This is a genomic window from Bacillus cihuensis, from assembly GCF_000504145.1.
In the GTDB taxonomy this organism is placed as follows: Bacteria; Bacillota; Bacilli; order Bacillales; family DSM-1321; genus Peribacillus; species Peribacillus huizhouensis.
Genome location: NZ_KI632495.1, coordinates 982,979 through 1,008,459, shown reverse-complemented (window position 1 = coordinate 1,008,459; position 25,481 = coordinate 982,979). Strand labels below are relative to the sequence as shown.

20 protein-coding genes are annotated in these 25,481 nt (G+C 36.4%); 17 read left to right on the top strand and 3 right to left on the bottom strand.

Going from position 1 to position 25,481, the window contains the following annotated elements:
• Positions 1 to 328 precede the first annotated feature (328 nt).
• Complete coding sequence (locus tag V179_RS0110700) at positions 329 to 1,111, bottom strand: undecaprenyl-diphosphate phosphatase (RefSeq protein WP_028391436.1); 783 nt, start codon at positions 1,109 to 1,111, stop codon at positions 329 to 331.
• Positions 1,112 to 1,591: 480 nt separating this feature from the next.
• Between V179_RS0110700 and V179_RS0110695 the strand changes: the two genes are divergently transcribed.
• From V179_RS0110695 to dapF, 5 genes are all read left to right on the top strand, one after another.
• A complete protein-coding gene (locus V179_RS0110695; RefSeq protein WP_028391435.1) occupies positions 1,592 to 1,912 on the top strand; it encodes a DUF4870 domain-containing protein in 321 nt (106 codons plus the stop codon).
• Positions 1,913 to 2,217: 305 nt separating this feature from the next.
• Entirely contained in the window at positions 2,218 to 3,018 is an 801-nt protein-coding gene (locus V179_RS0110690) for a hypothetical protein (RefSeq protein ID WP_028391434.1), read from the top strand.
• Positions 3,019 to 3,121: 103 nt separating this feature from the next.
• A complete protein-coding gene (locus tag V179_RS0110685) occupies positions 3,122 to 3,694 on the top strand; it encodes a beta-class carbonic anhydrase (protein WP_028391433.1) in 573 nt (190 codons plus the stop codon).
• A 171-nt stretch (positions 3,695 to 3,865) separates the two neighbouring features.
• A complete protein-coding gene (locus V179_RS0110680; RefSeq protein WP_028391432.1) occupies positions 3,866 to 5,167 on the top strand; it encodes an NCS2 family permease in 1,302 nt (433 codons plus the stop codon).
• A 209-nt stretch (positions 5,168 to 5,376) separates the two neighbouring features.
• On the top strand, positions 5,377 to 6,366 hold the full coding sequence (gene dapF, locus V179_RS0110675) for a diaminopimelate epimerase (RefSeq protein ID WP_028391431.1): 990 nt from the start codon (positions 5,377 to 5,379) through the stop codon (positions 6,364 to 6,366).
• A gap of 129 nt (positions 6,367 to 6,495) precedes the next feature.
• Here dapF and ligD read toward each other — a convergent pair whose 3' ends face one another.
• Positions 6,496 to 8,343, bottom strand: coding sequence for a DNA ligase D (gene ligD / locus V179_RS0110670; protein WP_028391430.1), 1,848 nt, complete (start codon positions 8,341 to 8,343; stop codon positions 6,496 to 6,498).
• 137 nt (positions 8,344 to 8,480) lie between these two features.
• Here ligD and ku point away from each other — a divergent pair, with 137 nt between their 5' ends.
• From ku to V179_RS29110, 11 genes are all read left to right on the top strand, one after another.
• On the top strand, positions 8,481 to 9,320 hold the full coding sequence (gene ku / locus V179_RS0110665) for a non-homologous end joining protein Ku (RefSeq protein ID WP_028391429.1): 840 nt from the start codon (positions 8,481 to 8,483) through the stop codon (positions 9,318 to 9,320).
• 405 nt (positions 9,321 to 9,725) lie between these two features.
• A complete protein-coding gene (locus V179_RS0110660) occupies positions 9,726 to 11,381 on the top strand; it encodes a glycerol-3-phosphate dehydrogenase/oxidase (RefSeq protein WP_028391428.1) in 1,656 nt (551 codons plus the stop codon).
• A 378-nt stretch (positions 11,382 to 11,759) separates the two neighbouring features.
• Complete coding sequence (locus tag V179_RS27780; RefSeq protein WP_051404929.1) at positions 11,760 to 12,512, top strand: polysaccharide deacetylase family protein; 753 nt, start codon at positions 11,760 to 11,762, stop codon at positions 12,510 to 12,512.
• A 721-nt stretch (positions 12,513 to 13,233) separates the two neighbouring features.
• Entirely contained in the window at positions 13,234 to 16,092 is a 2,859-nt protein-coding gene (locus V179_RS0110650; protein WP_028391427.1) for a 2-oxoglutarate dehydrogenase E1 component, read from the top strand.
• 1 nt (position 16,093) lies between these two features.
• Positions 16,094 to 17,329 carry a 2-oxoglutarate dehydrogenase complex dihydrolipoyllysine-residue succinyltransferase gene (gene odhB / locus V179_RS0110645; RefSeq protein WP_028391426.1) on the top strand — a complete coding sequence of 412 codons (1,236 nt, stop codon included), beginning with the start codon at positions 16,094 to 16,096 and terminating at the stop codon, positions 17,327 to 17,329.
• A gap of 419 nt (positions 17,330 to 17,748) precedes the next feature.
• Positions 17,749 to 18,501, top strand: a complete 753-nt coding sequence (locus tag V179_RS0110640; RefSeq protein ID WP_028391425.1) for a DeoR/GlpR family DNA-binding transcription regulator — start codon at positions 17,749 to 17,751, stop codon at positions 18,499 to 18,501.
• Positions 18,498 to 19,418 (top strand): 1-phosphofructokinase, encoded by a 921-nt coding sequence (gene pfkB, locus V179_RS0110635; protein WP_028391424.1) that lies wholly within the window; start codon positions 18,498 to 18,500, stop codon positions 19,416 to 19,418. The genes V179_RS0110640 and pfkB overlap by 4 nt, the downstream gene beginning before the upstream one ends.
• 4 nt (positions 19,419 to 19,422) lie before the next feature.
• The gene (locus tag V179_RS0110630; protein WP_028391423.1) at positions 19,423 to 21,294 is read left to right on the top strand and encodes a PTS fructose transporter subunit IIABC; all 1,872 of its coding nucleotides are present in this window, start codon (positions 19,423 to 19,425) and stop codon (positions 21,292 to 21,294) included.
• Between the two features lie 709 nt (positions 21,295 to 22,003).
• Positions 22,004 to 22,600: a cell wall hydrolase gene (locus V179_RS0110620; protein WP_028391421.1), complete on the top strand. Its 597-nt coding sequence runs from the start codon at positions 22,004 to 22,006 to the stop codon at positions 22,598 to 22,600.
• A 152-nt stretch (positions 22,601 to 22,752) separates the two neighbouring features.
• Positions 22,753 to 23,406 (top strand): PAQR family membrane homeostasis protein TrhA, encoded by a 654-nt coding sequence (trhA, locus tag V179_RS0110615; protein WP_028391420.1) that lies wholly within the window; start codon positions 22,753 to 22,755, stop codon positions 23,404 to 23,406.
• 163 nt (positions 23,407 to 23,569) lie between these two features.
• Positions 23,570 to 24,055 carry a YusW family protein gene (locus V179_RS29110; RefSeq protein WP_051404928.1) on the top strand — a complete coding sequence of 162 codons (486 nt, stop codon included), beginning with the start codon at positions 23,570 to 23,572 and terminating at the stop codon, positions 24,053 to 24,055.
• 45 nt (positions 24,056 to 24,100) lie between these two features.
• On the opposite strand, the gene V179_RS0110605 is transcribed toward V179_RS29110, so the two are convergent.
• Positions 24,101 to 24,667 carry a biotin transporter BioY gene (locus tag V179_RS0110605; protein WP_028391419.1) on the bottom strand — a complete coding sequence of 189 codons (567 nt, stop codon included), beginning with the start codon at positions 24,665 to 24,667 and terminating at the stop codon, positions 24,101 to 24,103.
• Positions 24,668 to 24,937: 270 nt separating this feature from the next.
• On the opposite strand from V179_RS0110605, the gene V179_RS0110600 reads away from it, so the two are divergent.
• Positions 24,938 to 25,468 (top strand): NfeD family protein, encoded by a 531-nt coding sequence (locus V179_RS0110600; protein ID WP_028391418.1) that lies wholly within the window; start codon positions 24,938 to 24,940, stop codon positions 25,466 to 25,468.
• Positions 25,469 to 25,481: the final 13 nt, after the last annotated feature.

The window sequence follows — 25,481 nt, the reverse complement described above, 5'->3', positions numbered from 1 at the left end:
GTCCTAGTGTATACCTGCTCTCACCCTCGAAATTTTTTAGTCATTCATCAAAAAATTTCGGGGTGGGAATCGAACCCACTAGAACCGGAAACCGGTGGCGCACCATTTGCCTTCCCTATTTTTATTTTCCAGCAATATTAAAAACAAAATATCCTAAAAAGATAATACTAAAAAAAGTTTAAAAAGAAAATAGGTTTTTGCTGTTTTTTTTTCAACAAATTTCAACAATTTTATGGGATATTAACTTACTTCATCAAAAAAAGAATTTTATCAACAATTAGTTGTTCATTTTTAGCAAATTCAGTCTATTTTGCTGTTGAACGAGTGGCTAAAATTTTCCTGTATATTGAAGAAATAAAATCAGCCCACCTAATGTCCAAACATAAATAGAAAAGATTTTCAGAGATTTTCTCTTTAAAAAATTAATCATCCACATCACTGCTAAATAGCCGAAAAATGCGGAAGAGAGTGTGCCGAGAAATAGTGTTGAAAACGGTAAAGGGTCTATTGCTCCTGTGATGACTGGTTTCAATTGGAAGATGATTCCGCCGCTAATCGCTGGAATCGATAATAAAAAAGAAAAATAGGCAGCAGTTGGGCGATCAAGCCTGCATAAAAGGCCTGCGGCTATCGTTAAACCAGAACGAGAAAGAGCTGGCATAATGGCACAAGCTTGAAAGGTTCCGATAATAAAGGCATCTTGAATAGAAATTTCATCAAGGTTTTTTGAGCCTCTACGAGAATTGTCAGCTATCCATAAAATAAATCCTGTAGCAAGAAATTCCCAGCCAACTGTCACACCTGTCTTGGATAATGTGTCAAACAATTCATTGAGAAGAACCCCTGCAACGACAGCAGGTATCGTACCGACAATGAGCAATGCAGTTAATTTTGAAAAAGGCTTTTTAATTAAACGACTGAGTTCACCTTTATAAACAACGAGCAGTGCTAAAAGAGTGCCAATATGCAACATTGTATCAAGGTAGATACCAGCCTCATCTAAATGGAATAAATGCCTTCCTAAGTACAAATGACCTGTACTTGAAATAGGAAGGAACTCTGTTAGACCTTGTATAAGTCCGAGAATAACAGCGTGAATATCATTTAACAAAAGCTTCACCTCACTTTTAGTTCACTACAGACAATCATTACTTTAATATGTATGCCTGTCTACATTGAACATGTTCAATAAAATTTTTATTCAAAGTGAAACTTTTTCGGGAAAATTCGTATAAAATAGAGAGGGGATAAAGTGAGACTTCAATCAGTAGGAAGGTTTTCCTAATGATTGTTAGTCCCATTCTACTGTCGCTAAGACTTCGCTTTTGCTTCGATCAAACGACAGTACGAACAAAGGTTCAACGAACATAGCCTAAGTACACCGCTTCCTTTAGTCTTTCGTCTGAGTGACCCATACCTTATGGGCCTCAACTAAACTCTTTAGATAATAGCGGTAAGTTTCACTGTATCTCACCAATCGGACCTTAATGGGCAGTTAATCCCGCACCAATATTAATTTTGCATCCACAGAAACTTTTAGGTGAGGGGCATATTGCCCGTTAAGAGTAGGATAAAAGAGGAGGGGATTTTGATGCCGAATCAAGATGAAAAGTTTTTGGCAATGTTAATTTATTTAATTAGTTTTTTTACAGTTTTTATTGGTCCATTAATCATTTGGCTAATTAAAAAGGATTCTTCTAAATTTATAGATTATCATGGAAGGGAATATTTGAATTTCCTTATTTCTTATACAATCTATACATTTATTGCTTCGCTCACGTTTTTTATATTAATTGGTTTTGTGTTAGTTCCAGTTGTAGCTATTGCAGCCTTTATCTTTACGATTATTGGCGCTGTGAAAGCATATGAAGGTACTGAGTATAAGATTCCATTCATATTTCGTTTGTTATAAACACTTCGATAAGGGTCAGCCCTCTTACTCAATTCCAGTTTCTAGTGTGTTTACGACACATTCATTGCTGTAAATAGTAGCTAAGAGGGCAGACTACCTATTTCTACTTATGGGATTATCCAAATTTTGAAGCAAAAGTCCAGTTACCATTTTCCGATTTTTCCCTTTTTAGTTTTACCTCTGTTTAAGCCAAAAATCTCATTCTAATAGATCGTTTTTTGAATAAACTAATTGGACAAGTAGTTAGCGTACGTTTAAAAAAATTGCCGTTTTCCAATTATGAACATAGCCCATGGAGGGACAGAATGGATATTCAGAAGTATTACGAAAAATCAGCGAAAATTTCCTTTTATGCAGCCATGATCTCACTAATCATTGCGATTCTCTTTTTTGTGTTGCATATTTCAGGAGTAATGGCTGGGAAAATCCTTTGGCTAACCTTGCCTTTTATTCTTCTTAGTATGAACTATTATATCCGTTTTCGATTGTATGAGAAGCACATGAGAGATTCGCAAGTATATATCCAGTCTAAAAGCATGCAGCTTTTTGACTCAGAGCATTTGTTGCTTGCCTTTCTGCCGGCACCGAGCTTAAGAATGCAGTTTTTTAATAAAGATGGTGCTGTTGTAGGGGAAATAAGAGATCAAGATATGTCTTGGTACAAGTGGCTTTTGCCAAATGTAGTATCGATGTTTATGCCAAAACGTTTCGGGTTATATGATTGTTTAGGAAATCGACTTGCTGAATTTCAGACAGGGTCAGGTTTGTGGAGCAATATGATAGTGAAGGATCATGAAGGAAATGAAATTGGACGTTATAAAGAAAATGCGAAAGTAGCTTTTCTTAAAACAACAGGGATGATTTCAAAACCAGATGGAACAGAATGGATTCCAATTAATATTGGAGGATTAAGCTCATTTCATTTGAAAGTGGACAATGGAAAAAAACTTGCTTCATTTCAAACAGGATGGATGCCTCGGGAATGGGGTAAACTATTTAAAAACCCTAATATGCCCATTTTAACTTTTCATGAAAAAGCAGATTTAGAAGGTAAACTTGTGACGTTCGGTTTATTATCCGCGCTCTTTCACCATGTTTCGAATTGACGAGGTGACCCTCAAATAAATAGTAGGAATTGAAACTTTATTTATGCGAATGGTCAAATGTTTTGTTATAATTTAAGAATTCTATAGAAAAAGCGGTGAAATAATGAGTTTATTAGAAGAAATTATTACCTTTAATCAAAAATTCGTCGAAGAGGAAGAATATGTTAAATTCACAACAGACAAATTTCCTGACAAAAAATTACTTATACTTAGCTGTATGGATACTCGTCTTGTCGAGTTATTACCAAAATCGATGAATGTAAAAAATGGCGATGTGAAATTCGTTAAAACAGCAGGTGCAACAGTTTCTCATCCATTTGGAAGTGTAATGCGTAGTATGCTTGTTGCTGTTTATGAACTGAAAACAGATGAAATTTTCGTTGTCGGACACCATGATTGCGGCATGGCAGCGATAAATGCAGATGTAATGATTGAAGAAATGAAGGAACGCGACATTACAACTGAAACACTTAATACAATTGAAAACTCAGGAATTGATGTAAAGAAATGGTTGCGTGGGTTTGATGATGTAAGTGAAAGTGTAAAAAACAGTGTTAATATTATTAAAAACCATCCGTTGATGCCAAAAGGTATTGCAGTACATGGTCTTGTTATCGCACCTGATACAGGCAAGTTAGATGTAATAGTAGATGGTTACATAGATCTACATAAATAAGAAATAGTTTAATTTATTGTTTAGGAGTGCACGTTCCATTGGGAGAAGAGTTTTGATTTTATGTCAATAATTAGATGATTCGTTTCTTAGTGAATTTTTGATAAACTAACAGTGTGTAGTTTGTCACATTTGCAAATGGGTGGGCGAGGGAAATAACTAAAAGGATGCAAAATGAAGAAAACAATCTTAGAATCTTACTTTAAGTTTGCAAAAAGCGGTACAACTGGAAAACGTGAAGTAATGGCTGGTCTTGTTAGCTATTTCACGATTGTTTATATCATCGTTGTTAATTCAATGATTCTTTCAGAGGCGGGAATTCCTCTGAATGGAGCAATTCTTGCAACAATCTTTGTCTCTGCAATAGGTTGTATTTTCATGGGACTGTATGCAAATATGCCAATTATCCTTGTACCTGGCATGGGAATTAATGCAATGTTTGCATACACGATGGTGCAAGGAATGGGCCTAACATGGCAATCAGCGCTCGCTTGTGTGTCTGTGTCAGGACTTATATTCGTTGCTATTGCATTTTCACGTTTTTTAGAAGTGATCAATGCAAGTATCCCGTCTTCTTTAAAAGAAGCGATTTCAATTGGACTTGGCTTGTTTCTCCTTTTTCTTGGATTGGAAAAAGGAGGGCTGATTACAGCTGGGTCCGCAACACTTCTTCAGGTGGGTAATTTTGGAAGTGCTGAAGTCATTGCGACGACTTTGACAATCATCCTTGCTTTTGTGCTTTTTATTCGCAATGTACCGGGCAATTTTCTACTTACAATTATAATTGGAACCGTGATTGCATACATTTGTGGAACAATTAATCTGACAGACATTACTTTCACAGTTCCAGAGGTTAGCGAGTATAAAGGAGTTTTCTTTGCTCTTACTTTTGTAGAAATCCATCGTTTCGAATTTTGGATTGCTGTTTTTTCAATGACTATGGTGCTTGTATTTGAGAATATTGGACTTGTTCATGGATTTGTGAATAGCGTTGGCCAGCCTGATCGATACAAAAAAGCGTTTCAAGCAACTGGAATCTCTGTGCTTCTTTCCGGATTATTCGGGTCAAGTCCGCCAGTTGCAACTGTAGAAACAGCTGCTGGTATTGCAACTGGTGGACGTACTGGATTTACATCTATTGTTACAGGAATTCTGTTTATTTTCTCTTTATTGTTTGTACCTGTCATTAAAGTGATCCCAAACAGTGCAATCGCTCCAATATTAATCATTATTGGTATATTAATGCTTTCGAATATTAAACATCTTGACTTTGTTGATTTCTCAGAATGTATCCCAGCCATAATGATTATTGTCATGATTCCATATACACTTAGTATTCCTGATGGTATGGCTGTTGGATTTATCTTATATCCTGTATTAAAGATTGCTGCGGGTAAAGCTAAACAAGTATCTAAGCCGATGTATTTTATTGCAACTTTATTTCTTGTTTACTTTGTTATAGGAGTAATTAGTTAAAAATAGGCTACTAACTAGGTGGCTGATTTCTACATAAATATCAGTTGATACATCAGTAAGTCACTCGATATTTCACAGTGGAAATTAGTCACCTTGGATTATAAATCGGGCACCTTTGGATAGAATAATGCTTTCATTTTACTACGAGGCTGAAGTATTATATAACCATTTTACATACAGATTTTCTTTAGTTTGAGAGGAGTTTATCAATGATAATTGATATTTTAAAGTGCCATGGATCTGGTAATGATTTTTTATTGATAGATGAACTTACGAAAAATTATCTGTTTACAGAAGCTGATAGAAAACGCCTGGCACAAGCATTATGCAAGCGAGAGGGTTTACTTGGAGCAGATGGGATTTTATTTGTACTGAGAAGTGAGAAAGCTGACGCACGTATGCGTGTATTTAATGCAGATGGATCTGAAGCAAGTATGTGTGGCAATGGGTTACGTTGCGTAGCACGATTTGTTTGCGAGAAACTCGGTAAAGAACAACTATTAATTGAAACGATGAAAGCCGATTTAGCTGTTGAAAAAACAGCGGATTTATATCAAGGAATTCCAACGTTTAAAGTTGAGATTTCTCCAGTCCTTTTTAATGTGGAGTCATTGCCATTATCCATTAATCAAAAAACACTGATCAATGAACCACTTGTGCAGCTATCCGAAACATTAAAATTTACAGCATTGGCAGTCCCGAATCCACATTTGGTCTCGATTGTTGAACAAGATGTTCTTGATTCCGATGTTCAAGAAAAATTATCGCAATTTGTAAACAGTCCAAATGAATTATTTCCAGATGGAGTAAATGTCAGTTTTGTAAAACGATTAGAGACTGGTGCAATCTTTGTCCGGACGTATGAGCGTGGGGTTGGATTTACGAATGCTTGCGGAACGGCGATGTCAGCTGCAAGCCTTGTGACCTGTTTGAATGGTTTTAATGAAACAGAAAGAGAAATTTCCGTTTATAATAATGGTGGGCAAGTGAAATGCGTGGTTCATTTTCATGAAAATTCCAAAAAGAACTGGATTGACTTAATTGGAAATGGCACTTATGAATATAAAGCATCCATTGTATTAGAACTTAATAAGTGCGAAGAATTCAAGCTTCTTCATGAAGTACGGTATGACAAAGAAACAGCTTTGTATACAGCTTTCCAAAGTGAAGTTAAGACATACTTACAAACTGTATTGTAGGAACAATTTGGAGGGATTGTCTCATAACAAAAAGGTCAGCCCCACATCTACTAAAAATCGTTTATATTTGTATACATGGTACAATATACGATGTATTGAGTGTGAGGTCAGACCATTTTTTTAGACACTTTATTCTTTTTTCCGTTTCAGAAATTCTAGAATTTCCGAAAATGGTTGCTGTACCCGAACAAAATTGTACTCTTTAAACGGACAACCATGTTTTTTTATTCGTTTAGGTACATTTGAGACGTTGTAATTTCTAATATGAACACCTTCGCTTAATTCCTCCCAAAACAGTGGTGTAGCCACTCCAGCAAAACTATTACCGCGAGTTGAATAAGGTGTAATGATTGTTTTCCCTTCATGATGTTGAACGAAATCAAGATACAAACGCTGATATCGATTTTTTTTTAAGCGTTCTATTGTAAATTCATCAGGAAATGTACTTATTAAATAATCCCCAAGAAATTTAGTGAAAACCCTCGTATCTTCGTACGAAAAAGTCTCTCTAGGTAATGGTATATGCACTTGAAGTCCTTTATTTCCTGAAGTCTTAATAAATGAAAAGATACCAAGAGGCTTTAGTATTTGATATATCTCCAATGCGGCCTTTGCAGCTAGGTTGAACTGCTCTTCAGAGGGAGGGTCAAGATCAAGGACAAGCTCGTCCGGCATTGAATTTCCAGCAGCTTGAAAAGGTGTGTGAAATTCAATCGCAAGCTGGTTCCCAAGCCAAATTAGTGTTTGCAAGTCTTTGCATACAATGTAGTTATGATTATTTTCTGGGAATGTATGAACAAAATCTGGTGCATAGTCTGGAACGTTTTTTTGAAAAAATTTATCATTGGCAATTACACCATGTGGATATCTAATACTGGTTAGTAAGCGATTTTCTAAATAGGGAAGCATCCAAGAAGAAACTTCTCTTAAGTATTGTAAGTATTGAAGTTTGGTAAAAGAGCCATTTTCTAAAGTCCAAAGCGGTTTGAGAGGTGATGTAATGGCCAGTTTTTCAGGAAAAGTAAATTGGGAAATAATAAAATCTTCCCATAGACAATCCTCAGGACTTTTATCCAATAAAAAATGAGAAAATTGTGGTTCCCGCAACTCAGTTTCTTCATAAACGTGCAAAAAATGGACAGCAATACAAATAGAAGGGTGGATATAAAAAGAAGGACTAGAATGCATATGGGCATTCTTCTTCACCAGTTCTACTAAAATGCGATAATCCTCTGCAGAAAAACCATTCTTCACTTGTCCAATCTCACAAATGGTTTTATCGTTAAATACCCCTAATGAAAAATATCCGTTATTTTCATGATAAGAAGTAATGAAACAGTGAGTTGTTTTCCAATTTTTTGTTTTAATCCAATCGCTAGACCGTTTTCCCTCAGACCATACTGATTTAATTTGTTTTGCTACTATACCTTCACCATCATGTAATAGGATTTGCTCTGCAATTGAAGGTAAATCAAGACTGTTGGGAGCATATTGTAAAAGTTGATTCGAATTTGGTTTTGGGAATAAAGGACATTCTATGTTACGAAAAAATTCCCGCAGTTGCTGTTTTCTGATCGTATACTCTAAGTTGATTAGTGAAATTCCTTTATGCATCAGAATATCAAAAGCTATATATCTGCACGGTGAAGCTTGGGCACTTTCTTCAATGGTTTTTGTCCGCCGTAATCTACCTCTCCATTGAATAGCTTGAAAATTGGCCTTAAGCGGATTTTCAAGCCAAACAAGTTCGCCATCAAGCGCAAGAGGTAAATGTTCATGTAATAATGGTCGCAAGTTTTCTATGAAGTCTTCAATTTCAGGGAATTGTGGGAGTAATTCCTTGCCATTTCTACTTAATAGCGAAATGCTGGACTTTCTAATGGTTAACTGACCCCGAAATCCATCATACTTTGGCTCGTAATTCCATTGACTTCCGGTAGGAGCTTGTGGGTGATACGTTGGAAGCATCGGTTTCATTAAAATCCATCCCCTTTTAATCCAAACATTATTTACTTTTATTCTTAACAATCAACTAATTCTTACACTGGCAAAAGTTTTCACAGGAAAATCTCAAAAAGTATGGAACACTAACGGTAAAAAAGAAGGTGATTGTTATGCATACAATGTGGAAAGGGAGCATTAGCTTTGGGTTGGTGAATATTCCAATTAAATTACATGCTGCTACAGAAGACAAAGATATTTCTTTACGTACTCTTCATAAAGAATGTCATTCACCAATAAAATATGAGAAAGTTTGCCCTATTTGTGATAAAGAAGTAGGAAAAGATGATATAGTTCGTGCTTATGAATACACAAAAGGAAAATTTGTTGTCCTTCCAGACGAAGAGTTAGAAAAGTTAAAAAAAGAAAATGAAGATAAAGCTGTTGAAATAATTGATTTTGTAAAAATTGAGGAAATTGACCCTATTTATTTTAATCGAAGTTATTATATGAGCCCAAACGAAGGCGGAGTGAAGGCTTATGCATTATTGAGAAAAGCGTTAGAAACTTCAGGAAAAGTCGGTCTAGCGAAGATTATTATTCGTTCAAAAGAACAATTGGCTGTTATTCGGGTATTAGAAAATACTCTTTTGATGGAAACGATTCACTATCCTGATGAAGTCAGGTCTACTATAGATGTACCGAATATCCCTGCACAAGAGCAGGTTACAAAAAAAGAATTAGATACAGCGATTTTATTAATTGATCAATTAACGACTGATTTTGATCCTGATAAATATCATGACGAATATCGAACAGCTTTAATGAATTTGATTGAATCAAAAAAGTCTGGACAAAAAACAGTTACCTCAAAAATGAAAGCACCACAAACCTCAAATGTGACCGATCTAATGGCAGCGCTGCAAGCTTCAATCGACAAAACGAAGCCAGAAGGGACAAGACAAAAGAAAACAGTGCGTAAACGAGCAACACCGAAAAAAATGCAAGCTTAAATCTGCAATTCGTTTCTTAACCTAAAAGAAATATTAGACGAGGCGAAAAGTATGGATTCTAATCTTACATTCTCCTTTCTAAAATGAGGAAGATATTGTATAATTAAGTTAAGTTAATAGTCGGCTAGGTGATTTTGAGAGACCATAAATGCATAGCAATTGCTGTGTACGTTGTGGTCTCTTTTTGTATGTAGGACAGGGGAGACGGGGCTTCGTGACTAAGATAATCGATTTATCAGGTATTTACGGATTTAGAAAGCATCCAAAATTCCGGCTCCGCACTGCCACCATTTAGAATAGGTGAGTGTAACGTGCTTCTTAATATATTCTCATAATAAATGGAGGCATTATAACACCATATTCGTTTTGTATCAAACATTCCAACTATAAAGGAGGAAAAAAGCGATGAAATTTTCAAGCTTGGATAGAAATGAGAGAATACAAAAAATCCAAGAACAAGAATTTGATTTATTAGTGATCGGCGGGGGAATTACAGGTTCAGGCATCGCACTTGATGCAACTACTCGAGGTATGAAAACAGTATTAGTGGAAATGCAAGATTTCGCAGCAGGTACTTCAAGCCGCTCCACAAAACTTGTTCATGGTGGTCTTCGTTATTTAAAACAGTTCGAAGTTGGTGTAGTTGCTGAAGTAGGAAAGGAACGGGCGGTAGTGTATGAAAATGGGCCGCACGTAACAATACCAGAATGGATGCTTTTGCCTATTTACTCAGGAGGTACATATGGCAAATTTTCAACTTCAATTGGTTTGCGGTTTTATGATTTTTTAGCTGGAGTAAAAACAAATGAGCGAAGAACAATGCTATCAGTAACAGAAACACTAATGAAAGAACCTCTACTAAAACGAAAAGGCTTAGTGGGAGGAGGTTATTATGTAGAATACCGGACAGATGATGCACGATTAACGATCGAAGTGGTAAAGAGGGCATCAGAGCTAGGTGCTGAATTACTAAATTATGTGAAAGTAGTTGATTTTATTAATGAAACTGGCAAAGTGATAGGAGCGGTCGTGGAAAATATGTTGACTAAGCAAACATTTACTATAAAAGCGAAGAAAGTCATTAATGCTTCAGGTCCATGGGTGGAGACCCTTTTACAAAAAGATCGTTCAAAACAAGGTAAAACACTACAATTAACTAAGGGCGTACATATTGTAATTGACCAATCTAATTTTCCTTTGAAGCAAGCTGTTTACTTTGATGCACCGGATGGGAGAATGATCTTTGCTATTCCACGTGCGGGCAAAGCATATATAGGGACAACCGACACTTTTTATGAAAACGATCCAATTCATCCTAAAATGACAATAGCAGATCGTGACTATCTTCTCGAAACGATTAAATTCATGTTTCCAGATGTGACTATTAGCCATGATATTGTTGAATCCAGTTGGGCTGGTGTTCGTCCACTTATTTATGAAGATGGAAAGGATCCATCAGAAATTTCTAGGAAAGATGAAATTTGGGTCTCTGATTCAGGATTAGTTACAATCGCAGGTGGTAAATTAACTGGATATCGTAAAATGTCCCAACAAGTACTTGATAAAGTTGCGAAAAGCTTCGAGATAGATTACGGAATTAAATTTGACAAATGCCAAACTAAGGATATTCGAATCTCTGGTGGTGAAGTGGGCGGATCGAAAAACTTTCATGCATATGTTAAATCTCAAAAAGTAAAGGGAGAAGCAGTTGGACTAGACTCTAATCAAGCCTTGGCAATTGCAAAAATGTATGGTTCTAATGCATCTGATGTTTTTGCACTTATTAATGGAAAACAAAGTGAAGCTATGAAATATCAACTTCCATTAGACATTTATGGCATGCTCGTTTATGCGATTCAATTTGAAAGAACTGTAACCCCTGTTGACTTTTTTATGAGACGGTCAGGTTTGATCTTGTTTAATATTGATGGAGCAAAAGCTTGGCAAGATGGAGTGATAAACTATATGAGTGATATCTTTCAATGGACAGAAACGGAAAAACAGCAATATACCATTGAGTTAGAAGAACAATTATATGCTGCGCAGCATCCAGAGGAATAACTAAAAAAGGTATCCCATAAAGGTCTAACCTCACACTCTAAATCAGTATGCAGTGTCTCAACACGTACTCTATACTGTTTAGCTGTTGTGGGTTTTTTTCCATTTACTTTTGGGACACCTTCTTTTTTTCTGAAGGTAAAAACTCAACCTTTGTTTACGTCTATTACATGATTCTTAACATAAAAAATCTTAGGACGAGCAACTTAATAATAAAGTGAAACTTCAATCAGTGGGGAGCTTCCCACCATAGATTGTTAATTTAAACCGATCAGGGATTAACAGGCTGTTTATCCCCCTATTTTTTCTTGATTCTAAACGTAAATTGAGGGGGATTACATCCTGTTAAACCGGGATAAAAAAAGAAAGGTTGGACATAAGATGAGAGTACTTCTTAGCTTTCTAATTATCACAATGTATTCATTCACAAGTGGAATAACTATTTATGCAATCCCCATTCCTGATGAATTAGCCCCACTAACCAACACATCAGAATTCGCAGAACGAAAGGTTGCTTATTTAACCTTTGATGACGGACCGTCACAAAATACAATTCCAATTCTCGATATATTAGACAAGTACCATATTAAGGCTACCTTTTTTGTTATGGCAAATCGACAAAGCTATGCGAAACATGCTTATGAAGAAATGATTAGACGCGGTCATACAATTGCCCTGCATTCGAATACCCATGATTATCGAGTGATTTACAGATCGAAAGAGGATTTTTTTAAAGATATGGGAAAGTTAGAATCGCTGCTAGATCATCAATATTCCATAAATACAAAATTGATTCGCTTTCCAGGTGGTTCAAATAACATGCTTATCCAAAGATATGATAAAAAATCAATTCGTACAGATATTATTTCAGAACTTGAAAAAAGGGGCTATACGTATTTTGACTGGAATGTAGACTCAAAGGACGGCATTAGTCCGATGATTAGTCAACAGACAATCACTCAATCCGTTTTAAAAGGGGCTAAGAAGCATAAGCAAGCTGTAATTTTACTGCATGATATAGATGATATGAAAAACACTGTTAAAGCATTACCCGATATCATTAGCGGGTTAAAAAATCAAGGTTTCGAGTTTGAAATGTTAACGGAAAACAATGGAAAAGTTCAATTTCGATAAGTGAAATCAGTGGGGGCCTTATCCCCCACCTATCTTCATTTTTTAGAAACATTCCTAGGGTCTTATTATCTGTAAATAGCAGAATAAAAAGGGGATTGAGACAGTGTGTAAATAGATAATCTATTTATCTAAACAGATTTAAAAGTAAATGCTTACAAAATATACAGTCAAGTGTAGTTATATATCAGAATTAACTGTCAATTTAGTATGTGATTTAACCCTTAAGGACAATCTGCTTCATTATGAAAGTCTATTCAAAAAATTATTGTTAAAAACTTTAAATGTATGAAAGTAATCCGATTATTATGTATAATAATTTCGGGATTAAAAGAAAAGTCAAATATTCGATGTATGGTATAGCCAATTTTCTACGTTTATAAAAACTTAGTAAACTTAATCCTATTACATAAATTACTAGAGTGTTAAAAAAGAAATAGGCAGAAAAAAGCTGAATTATGGAGGGATTTTAAGATGTTAGTCATATATTATTGTATTAAGTCAGGATGATTGTGTTTTTTCCTCTATTTTTCTACGTTTAACCTTTGGATATTTGTTAAAAACATGGTAGTATAATTATTGAAAACGTTTTATCCTTTAAATATTGATAATAGTATAAAAATATAACTTTTTTTTAGAGGTTCTTATTAAAAAGTTAGCTAATATCAGCGGGGATGGGTAAAACGAAATAAAAATTATTAGTTAAATTTGGGGGTTAAAAAAAATGACCATCAAGGAAGCTAAGGCATATGACCCATGGAAAGCTTTTTCTGGTCCAAACCTTGGGTACGTCTTGGAGCAATACGACCTATTTCAACAAGATCCGGATTTAGTCGATCAAGAGCTAAAAAACTTTTTTGAAATTTCCGGACCACCTACAGTAAATAATGTGGCAGGTCAAACAACAGTCGTAGAAAATCATACGGCTATGGTTTCGACAGTGGATGTACTGTCAATGAAGAAAATCACATCTGCTGTTAAACTAACAGAAAATATTCGTTCATATGGTCATTTAGCAGCGAATATTAATCCGTTAAACAAAGGGTTAGATAACGAACTTCTCCATTTGGAGAAATATGGCTTAACAGCTGACGATTTGCGTAAAATTCCAGCTGACTTTATTTGTCCTGAATCACCTGAATCCATTAAAGATGGTTATGAAGCATTTCGTTATTTAAAGGAGTTATATACAAAAACAATTGCTTTTGAATTTTCACAAGTGAATGATTTGGAAGAAAGACAATGGCTTATTGATTCAGTGGAATCAGGAAGTATTTTTCCTGAGGTTACAAATGAGAGAAAAGCCATTTTATATAAAAGATTAGCGGAAGTTGAAGGATTTGAGAAATTTCTTCACCGTACGTATGTTGGGCAAAAGCGCTTTTCAATTGAAGGGCTAGATATGCTTGTCCCGGTTCTTGATCATTTAATATCTCAAACTGTACAAAATGGCACATCTAATGTAAATATTGCCATGGCGCACCGTGGACGTTTGAATGTATTAGCACATGTACTTGGTAAACCGTATGAAATCATTTTCTCTGAATTCCAGCATAGCCCTAATAAGGATTTAGTTCCTTCTGAAGGGTCAATAGGCATTAATTATGGTTGGACAGGTGACGTTAAATATCATCTAGGATTAGATACACTCATCACAAATGGAAATACTCAAAAAGCAAGAATTACACTAGCTAATAACCCGTCTCATTTAGAGGTGGTAGGTCCGGTCGTTGAAGGATATTCTCGAGCAGCACAAGAAGATCGGACAGAAGCTGGCTTCCCAAAACAAGATATCTCTCGCTCAATGGCGATTCTTATACATGGTGATGCGGCATTTCCAGGGGAAGGCATTGTTCCTGAAACGCTTAATTTAAGTCGTTTAAAAGGGTACCAAACAGGTGGTACGATTCATATTATCGCAAACAATATGATTGGATTTACGACTGAAAGCGAAGACTCTCGTTCTACTAAATATGCAAGTGATCCGGCAAAAGGCTTTGAAGTACCGATTGTACATGTGAACGCAGATGACCCAGAAGCATGCCTTGCAGCTGTTACGCTTGCAATTCAATATCGTGAAAAGTTCAAGAAAGATTTCTTGATAGATTTAATCGGCTATAGAAGGTTTGGTCATAACGAAATGGATGAACCGTTAGTTACTCAACCGGAAATGTATGGTTTGATTCAAAAACATCCAACTGTTAAAGAATTATACGGAAAAAAATTGCTTGAAGCGAGTGCAATCAATAAAGAAGAACTGGATGCACTAACAGAGCAAGTTGAAGAGAAATTGAAAAAAGCTTATGACAGAATTTCTGGCAACAAACCAGAAGCTGTATGTGAACTCGATCCGCCACAGACTATCGAAAAAGGATTTCCAAAACTGGATACTACTGTAGCAGCAGAAGATATAATTCGAATGAATGAGAGTCTTGTTAAATGGCCAGAAGGGTTCCAGATCAATAAGAAGTTAGGTCGTATTCTTTCTCGTCGTCTGGATTCTTTGGGAGAAGACGGGAAAATTGATTGGGCCCATGCTGAAACATTAGCATTTGCTTCAATACTTTCAGATGGAACACCGATTCGATTAACTGGGCAAGACTCTGAACGAGGAACTTTTGCCCAAAGAAACATTGTATTACATGACAGTGAAGATGGCAAAACATACTCACCGCTTCATACATTAGAGACTGCTAAAGCATCTTTTGCTGTTCACAATAGTCCTTTGACAGAAACCGCAGTACTTGCGTTTGAATACGGATATAATGTTTTTGCACCTGAAACGCTTGTACTTTGGGAAGCGCAGTTCGGTGATTTTGCTAATACGGCACAAGTAATCTTCGACCAGTTTATTGCTGCAGGTCGTGCTAAATGGGGTCAGAAATCTGGACTCGTCATGCTATTACCACATGGGTATGAAGGGCAAGGTCCAGAACATTCTAGCGCGCGTCTAGAACGTTATCTTCAACTGGCAGGGGAAAATAACTGGACAGTTGCTAATTTAAGTTCTGCAGCTCAATATTTCCATTTATTAAGAAGACAAGCGAAAATTCTTGAAATGGAACAAGTTCGCCCGTTAGTGATTATGGCTCCAAAAAGTATGTTGCGTAATCAAGTGATGGCATCTTCTTTAGCTGAATTCACGGATGGAGAATTCCAGTCATTTATAGAAACGGCTACTTTAGGTCAAAATCCGAGTGCAATTGAGAGAATTATTCTTTGTACAGGTAAAATAGCAGTAGAGATACGTGAAAAGATTGCAAATGAATCAGATACTGATTGGCTCCAAGTCATCAGCCTTGAAGAAATTTACCCATTCCCATTAAAGAAAGTAAAGGAAGCTTTCGCAAAATATCCAAATTTAAAAGAAATTGTATGGCTTCAAGAAGAACCAAAGAATATGGGAGCATGGACGTTTGTTGAGCCACGCTTATATGCATCAGCTCCAGATGGGGTTTCCATCACTTACATTGGCAGAAAACGGAGATCAAGTCCATCAGAAGGGGATCCACTTGTTCACAAGCAAGAACAGAACCGTATTATGACTGAATCAATTACGCGTACTAACGAGGGGGAGAATTAAAATGGCTGAAGTAAAAGTGCCTGAACTAGCAGAATCAATTTCAGAAGGAACGATTGCACAATGGTTAAAACAACCAGGGGAAACGGTTGAAAAGGGAGAGTATTTATTAGAACTTGAAACAGATAAAGTAAATGTTGAAATCATCTCCGATTATGATGGTACATTATCAGAATTACTAGCAGCAGAAGGGGATACCGTTCAAGTCGGACAAGCTATTGCTGTAGTTAATGAAGGCGGAGCAGGTGAAGTGGCTAAACCTAAAGCAGAAGCACCTGTTGTAGAGGAAGTAAAGGCAGAAGAAGTTAAATCTGAACCTACTACTCAAGTTGAGAATGGTAGTCAAAGAACGATTGCTTCACCTGCAGCACGCAAACTTGCACGTGAAAAAGGGATTGATTTATCTCAAGTCCCAGCTGTTGATCCTCTTGGCCGAGTAAGAATCCAAGATGTAGTAGCTGCGAATGCACCGGTACAAAAAAGTGTCCAAGAGCCGGTACCAGCAAAATCTGCAACAATAACGCACACAGAAAGTGATGATCGAGTAGAAGTCGTGAAAATGTCTCGTCGTCGTCAAACGATTGCGAAACGTTTAGTAGAAGTACAGCACGAAGCAGCCATGTTGACAACTTTTAACGAAGTTGACATGACAGCTGTTATGGATTTACGGAAACGTCATAAAGATGCATTCGTAAAACAAAATGATGTGAAGCTTGGTTTCATGTCATTCTTTACAAAGGCAGTAATTGGCGCTCTTAAGAAATATCCTTTACTTAATGCAGAAATTAATGGGAACGAAATTCTTAAGAAAAAATTCTATGACATTGGTGTTGCTGTATCGACTGATGAAGGCTTAGTTGTACCGGTCGTACGTGATGCAGATCGAAAAAGTTTTGCTGAAATCGAACAATCAATTAGCGATCTCGCTGTTAAAGCAAGAAACAATAAATTAGCGCTTTCAGATCTTTCAGGTGGAACGTTCACAATTACAAACGGCGGAACATTTGGATCATTGCTGTCTACTCCAATTCTTAATGCACCACAAGTCGGAATTCTTGGAATGCACAAAATCCAAGTAAGACCTGTAGCGATTGATAATGATAATTTTGAAAACAGACCAATGATGTATTTAGCACTTTCTTATGATCACCGCATCGTCGATGGAAAAGAAGCTGTAGGATTCTTGGTAACTGTTAAGGAATTACTTGAAGATCCAGAACAACTATTACTACAAGGTTGATGCAAAAATCCCCGATCAGATTTTTATCTGATCGGGGATTTTTTTTGATTTGGCTCTTTTCGTAAAGAATGTTGTTTTTAGCAAGAAACCAATTCGAACAGATGTTGATCTTCGTTACAGGTGCGAGACTCCTGCGGGAAAAGCGTGTTGAGGGAGACCCCGCAAGTGCAAAGCACTGAGGAGGCTTCTGAGACCGCCTCTACAACGGAAATCAACCCGGGTTATTAGTGTAAAAATGATTGAAAAGCAACAAAGTATGTGAAAACAGCCTTTGATTTTTTTAAAATCTTACGGTAATCTTCCATGAAAATGAATGATTTTGAAAATAAATATAATAATATGAATGATTTTGAATGATTTTGATTGAAATTTTACGAAAAATCATTTATTATACAACTATAACAAGGGAGGTAATTACTATGTTAACAACTGAGAGGCATCAATTGATTTTAGCTTTGCTAAAAGAGCAAGGAACAATTAAGCTTCAAGACCTTGTTGAGCAGCTCCAAGCTTCTGAATCAACGATTAGACGTGATTTAGTTCAATTAGAAGAAATGAAAGCGTTAAAACGAGTACATGGTGGCGCAGCATTATTAAAGCAAAAAGGAATAGAACCTTCATTAAATGAAAAAAGGTATGCGAATCATTTAGAAAAACAGCAAATTGGCAGATTAGCTGCTTCTTATATTGACAACGATGACTGTGTTTATCTTGATGCCGGAACGACTGTATTTGAAATGATCCCTTTTATTAAGGAAAAGAACGTGACTGTTCTCACAAATGGACTTATGCATATTCCATTGTTAATGGAGGCTGATATAAAAACATTTCTAGTCGGAGGAAAATTGAAAGTAGCAACGAATGCAATTGTGGGAAGTCAAGCAGTTCAGTTTCTATCTGATTATCGGTTTGATAAATGTTTTTTAGGAATGAATGGGATTCATCCCGATTATGGATTGACAACACCGGATCCTGATGAAGCTCTGTTAAAAATGAGAGCGATTCAATTATCGAATAAATCTTATGTTCTTGCAGATAGTTCTAAACTTTATGAAACAACATTTGCTAAAGTTGCAGCCATTGAAGAGGCTACGATCATAACTGATGTAAATGATGAAGAAGCGGTACTTTCATTACAAAAACATTCAAATGTAAAGGTTGTGACTACATGATATATACAGTAACACTTAATCCTTCCATCGATTATATAGTGGAAGTTGATCAGTTCAAATTAAATCAATTAAATCGAACAAAGCAAGATTCAAAATTTCCTGGAGGTAAAGGAATAAATGTTTCTCGTGTTCTAAAAAGAATCAATGTGGATTCAATTGCTCTTGGTTTTTTGGGAGGATTTACCGGTTCATTCATTCGTGACTTTTTAAAGGATGAACAAATTCAGACGGACTTCATTGAGGTTGCAGAGGATACAAGGATCAATGTTAAATTGAAAAGTGATAGTGAGACAGAGATCAATGGCTTGGGACCGAATATTTCTAGTATTAAATATGAACAAATTTTGGAGAAAATCAAACAATTAAAAAAGGGGGATACGATTATCTTAGCGGGTAATGTAGCTCCCAATATGCCTGTCGACTTTTATGAAACGGTTTCAATGGAATGTGAACATAAAGGGATAGACGTAATTGTTGATACAAGCGGACCTTCATTATTGAATGTGCTGAAATATAAACCGTTATTTATTAAACCGAACCATCATGAGCTGGGAGAGATTTTTGATACGGAGATTTATACGCTCAAGGATGCTGCTACATACGGTAAGAAGCTTGTAGCATTAGGTGCGAAAAATGTGATTGTTTCCATGGCAGGTGATGGTGCAGTCTTATGCACATCTGACAAAATCTATACAGCAAATGTTCCAAAAGGAACCGTAGTGAATTCAGTTGGAGCGGGTGACTCGCTAGTAGCAGGCTTTGTAGGGACGTATAAAAAAACAGGGAATCTACTTGAAGCATTTAAATTTAGTATTGCTTCAGGAAGTGCGACTGCGTTTTCAGCTGACCTTTGTCAAAAAGCCGATATCGAACGTTTAGTACCACAGATTGAAGTTAGTGAGATTACAGGGGGATAAATGGATGAAAATCACCGATTTACTAAAAAAAGAGACAGTGATTATTGATTTAAAAGCAACAACGAAGTTAGATGCCGTTGATGAATTAATTGAAAAATTATCAAGTGCTGAACGTTTGAATGATAAAGTAGCATATAAAAAAGCCATAATAGCTCGTGAAGAACAAAGTACAACGGGGATTGGGGAAGGAATAGCTATTCCTCATGCAAAAACAGCAGCAGTCAAAACACCGAGCATTGCGTTTGCTCGCTCATCACAAGGCGTGGATTATGAATCACTTGATGGTATGCCGGCGCATTTACTCTTTATGATAGCTGCAAGTGAAGGAGCGAACAATGCTCATTTGGAAACCTTATCAAGATTGTCTTCTTTGTTAATGGATGCTAGCTTTCGTGACCAATTACTAGCTGCTACATCAGAAGCTGAGATCATTTCATTGATCGACAAAAAAGAACAAGAAAACGCAGAGGCTGAAGAAGCAGAAAAAAATGAACCGGTTTCTTCTTCAGGAAATAAAAAAATCTTGGCCGTTACCGCTTGTCCAACTGGTATTGCACACACATATATGGCTGCCGATGCACTTAAAGCAAAAGCGAAAGAAATGGGTGTTGATATCAAAGTTGAAACGAATGGTTCGACAGGGATTAAAAATGGCTTAACAGCCGCAGAAATTGAAGAGGCGGATGCGATTATTGTTGCAGCGGATAAACAAGTTGAAATGAATCGATTCGCGGGTAAAAAAGTAGTAATTGTACCTGTTGCACAAGGAGTACGCAAACCGGACGAATTGATAACGCGAGCATTAAATGGCGACGCACCTGTTTATCAAGGTGATAATAGTAAGACGGAAAGCAAAGAAAAAGTGGGGAATGGAATTTATAAACATTTAATGAGTGGTGTCAGCAACATGCTTCCGTTCGTAGTTGGCGGTGGTATTCTGATTGCCCTATCCTTTATGTTTGGTATTCATGCAAATGACCCTGCTGATCCAAGCTATAATCCGATTGCAAAGGCTTTAAGTGATATTGGTGGAGGAGGAGCCTTCTTCTTTCTAGTGCCAATACTTGCGGGTTTCATCGCGAGCAGTATTGCTGATCGACCTGGATTTGCACCTGGTATTGTCGGTGGTTACTTAGCAGCAGAAGCAGGTGCTGGATTTTTAGGTGGTTTGATTGCCGGGTTCCTTGCTGCTTATGTAGTGTTAGGCTTGAAAAAATTATTTAATACTCTCCCAGTAACATTGGAAGGGATTAAACCTGTATTACTTTATCCTGTGTTTGGTATATTAATTACTGGACTTATTATGATGTTTGTTATAAACGGGCCAGTTTCAGCAATTAACAGCGGTCTTACGAATTGGCTACAAAGCTTGTCAGGTACGAATGCAGTCTTACTTGGTATATTGCTAGGTGGAATGATGGCAATTGATATGGGCGGTCCTATTAATAAAGCTGCCTTTACATTTGGAATAGCGGCAATTGAAGCGCAAAGCTTTGGTCCACACGCAGCAGTTATGGCAGGTGGTATGGTTCCTCCGCTCGGAATTGCCCTTGCAACAATCCTGTTTAAACATAAATTTTCTGATACAGAAAAGAAATCAGGGTTTACGAATATTTTCATGGGAGCATCCTTCATTACAGAGGGAGCCATTCCATTTGCAGCAGCTGATCCGATACGTGTGATTATAAGTAGCGTAATAGGTGCAGCAACAGCTGGGGGATTATCGATGTTATTTAAGGTAACTTTGCCAGCTCCACATGGTGGAATTTTTGTTGTTCCTCTTGTCAATCACCCATTATTCTATATATTAGCGATCTTAATCGGCTCGTTAGTCACTGGAATTATTCTTGGACTTTGGAAAAAGAAAACGGTATAACAAATTTTAAAAGATGACCGATGGTGTTCAGTTTAACACTTCAGGGGTCATCTTTTATATCGGCTCTTTTCGTAAAGAATGTTGTTTTTAGCAAGAAACCAATTCGAACAGATGTTGATCTTCGTTACAGGTGCGAGACTCCTGCGGGAAAAGCGTGTTGAGGGAGACCCCCGCAAGTGCAAAGCACTGAGGAGGCTTCTGAGACCGCCTCTGCAACGGAAATCAACCCGGGTTATTAGTGGAAAAATGATTGAAAAGCAACAAAGTATGTGAAAACAGCCTTTATATATGATAAACATGAATTTACTTTTAAGAAAGAGAGTTTCTATCCTGAGTTAAAGAGCAATAAAACATAATTATAGAAATTCCCTAAATTAGAATGAATGAACTTGTAATAAAACAGCTTGAATAAAATTCATCTAATTGAGTAAGGCGAAAAATGTATTCGTTTATTTTATAATAAATACCATAAAGTGAAATTAATTCTAATGTAAGTTCATGCAATGCTTCCATGTTATTCAATGGCTAAATTATGTAAGGTAAAGATAATGTTCGTATAAACACTGATATGGTACACTGTAGCGGCAATTTAATTAAGCAATCCATGGAATATCTATTTTTTACCTTGATTTCCTTGGCAAAAATTGAACACTGAAAAAGGCTTGAATACTTGTTATCCTTGTGAAGTGCTTAACAAGGAGGTTACAGGATGAAACTTTTAAGTATCGTGATATGTATCATCACTTTTAGTTTAATATCAATTGGGTATAAATTACCTGTCAATACATCTGTGGTATATGCTGCAGAGAAACAACATATTGCTAAACAAGGCGAAACGATTTGGGACATCGCAAAGCAGTATGGTGTGCCAATTGAAAAGTTAAAAGAAGTTAATGATAATGACAATAATGTCGTTATTCCCGGCGAAACATTTATCATACCTACTATTATAAGTGATCGTGATAAAGAGTTGTTAAGCAGATTAGTTCATGCGGAAGCGAAGGGTGAGCCATATGAAGGTAAGGTTGCAGTAGCTGCTGTTGTTTTGAACAGGGTTCATGATGATGCTTTTCCGGATACGATTTCTAAAGTCATTTATCAGAACAACCAGTTTTCACCGGTAGATGACGGTAGTATCCGTCAACCTGCTGACGAAGATTCGAAAAAAGCTGTTAATGAAGCACTCGCGATTCAGGGTTATACGTATGATCAATTATATTTTTATAATCCGAGCATCTCAGACAGTAAATGGATGAGAACGCTAAAAGTGACGAAAATAATCGGTGGGCATCATTTTGCTATTTAAACTTATGAAAAAAAGGATGAAGGAGATAGACATGCCTTCACTCCTTTTTTTTTTATTCTACAATGAAGTGGAGTATAATAGGTGGAGCGAATAAAAAAAGGTCGTTATTTCTAATAATAGGGAATAATGACCAGGAAATTGGAGCTGAATGAATGGCTAATACTCATGTTTATACAAAGAAAGAAGAAGTTGCCAATGCAATTACACACGGTATTGGTGTATTGCTTAGTATTGCCGCTTTAGTATTCTTAATCATTTTTTCAGCACAGCAAGGAAATGCCTGGCATGTGACAGCTGCTACAATTTATGGTATTTCGATGCTCACCTTGTTTATAGCTTCAACTTTGGTACATAGTTTTCCAGAAGGAAAAGCGAAAGATGTTTTTGAGATTTTCGATCACTCAGCAATCTATTTTTTCATTGCAGGAACATATACGCCGATTATGCTTATTGCTGTCCATGGTACGCTTGGTTGGACTCTTCTTAGTATCGTCTGGGCAGTAGCTATAGTAGGGACTGTTTTTAAAGCATTCTTTGTGAAAAAATTTCTATTTCTCTCGACCCTTTTGTATATCGCAATGGGATGGATGATTGTCATCGCTTGGGGACCCATTTCAGCAACTTTGCCTGCAACGGGTGTCCATTTATTACTGATAGGTGGTTTACTTTACACAGTCGGAGCCGTATTCTACGTGTGGCGGGGGTTTCCATTCCATCACGCAGTATGGCATTTATTTGTATTAGGCGGATCTGCTGCACATTTTTTTGCTGTATTACTGTATATACTTCCAATTCAGATTTTGTAACGAGTCAACCATATTGATTTTCAACTAGGGAGATATTGAATTAAACACAATAATCAACGATATAAATAACTTGGTGATTTTAGTTTGAAGATTTCTTTTACAAGGTTTAAATTTCTTTAAAAGGGAAATATATAAACTAATAAGGATAAGGAGGTCCAATTTTGTGAAAAAGTCATTACAAGTATTATTTGTATCATTTGCAGCCTTATTTATGCTGGCTGCTTGTGGAAACAAAAACGTGGTTGATAATCCCCCTGCGGAAGAAAAGGGCGGACAAACCAGTGGACAATCTAATGTAGATCAGGGTCAAATTCAGGACACAGAATTAGCTTCTAAAGCTAAATTTAAGGAATTTGAACTTAATGTGGAGTATGCGAACGATAAAGAGTTTAGTGTTGATTTTGACACATTAGGTGATATGGAAGCGTCTATTGAAGATGAAATCAATGGGAAGAATATTTATGGTGACGACGCGATGGTACAATTAAACACTAAATTTGATCAACTAACTTTTACAAAAGATACATCAGATAATGAAGTCATTAAAGAAGTACTTCAAGTGTTTAACCTTGATGAAAAATATCAGGATTTTGAATTAGACGTTCATTTTGATGATGGTACAAAAAAAGAATTTAAGAATAAAAAATAAACAAAAAGGAGCAGCGGCGCTGTTCCTTTTTTTGTTTATTGATAATCAAGCTGTAGTGCTCTTAGGAAGTACTTTGGCTGACTCTAATCTGGAACGAAGTAGAATTCCTAACCAGCCAGCCAGGATGGCTTTGGCAATACCGACAAGGATGAAAGGGAAAAAACCTCCAACAAATGCAGCTGTCCATGACAACGATGCTGCGACTTTAAGCCAGGCTGTACCAATGAGTAATGGAAAGAACATAGAAATGATGTTTGCAATTATTGCGTGAAACACAGTGAATTTCGTTTTTTCAAGATAAAAGCCAACGAAAAAAGCCGCTGGAATAAAACCAATTAAATAGCCGCCAGTTGGCCCAACTATTCGTGAGATACCACTTGTCATTTCTGCAAACACAGGTATGCCAACTGCTCCGAGTAATAAGTAAAGAAGTACAGAATAAGTTCCTCTTTTTGCTCCTAATATTGTTGCTGCTAAGCCAACAGCTAATGTTTGCCCTGTAAACGGAACAGGGGGAATTGGAATCATAACTTGTGAGAAAATTCCAATGATTGCAGAGAATAAAGCAATAATAATTAAATTTATTAACCGAGTTTGACTATTTGTGCGCAAGACTTCCACTCCTTTGTTAACTTAAAAAATAATCAGGTTTACAATATGATTTTAATCATAAAAATGTTAACTGTCAATCTATTAATTACTAACAACTTATCGAAAGAGTGAATACAAACATGAATTCAAATATTTTCAAAAAAACGAAACCAAAGCAAAACAAATCCGTATAGTAGGTAAGCAACAAAAAAATAAGAAAGGAGTGTTTATTTTCTATGTAAATGAAAGGTATAGCCAGAATTAAAAATCGAGATAAAAGGGATGAGGACAATGGAGTTATTTGGATTATCACTTGAAACGATCTACTTATATACCTTAATTATTTCTGGTACATTGACCATATTATTAATTTTATTCAATGATATCCTTTCCGGTATGGAAGCTCCCGATTACTTAAATCCGGTATTAATCCTCGCATTTCTCACCGTTTTCGGTGCTTCAGGTTATCTTTTTGAAAAGGTAACCACTTTGCATAGTGGTTTATCTGCAGTAATATCTGGCTTCATTGCGTTCCTGATTGTCAGTATGTTGAATATTTTCATTCTAATACCATTGTCTTCTGCAGAAGAATCATTAGTCATTTCTGAATCGGATTTGAAGGGGAGAACTGGAAAAGTGCTAACATCCATTCCAGTCGATGGTTATGGAGAAGTACTGATAGAAGGCGCGAGCGGCTCAATTGCTAAGCCGGCAGTCAGCTTTGATAATAAAGCAATTTCAGAAGCATCGATTGTATTAGTGATTGAAGCGAAAAATGGCGTATTACATGTTATGTCACAACAACAGTTAGAAATTAAATAGGAGGATACTTAGA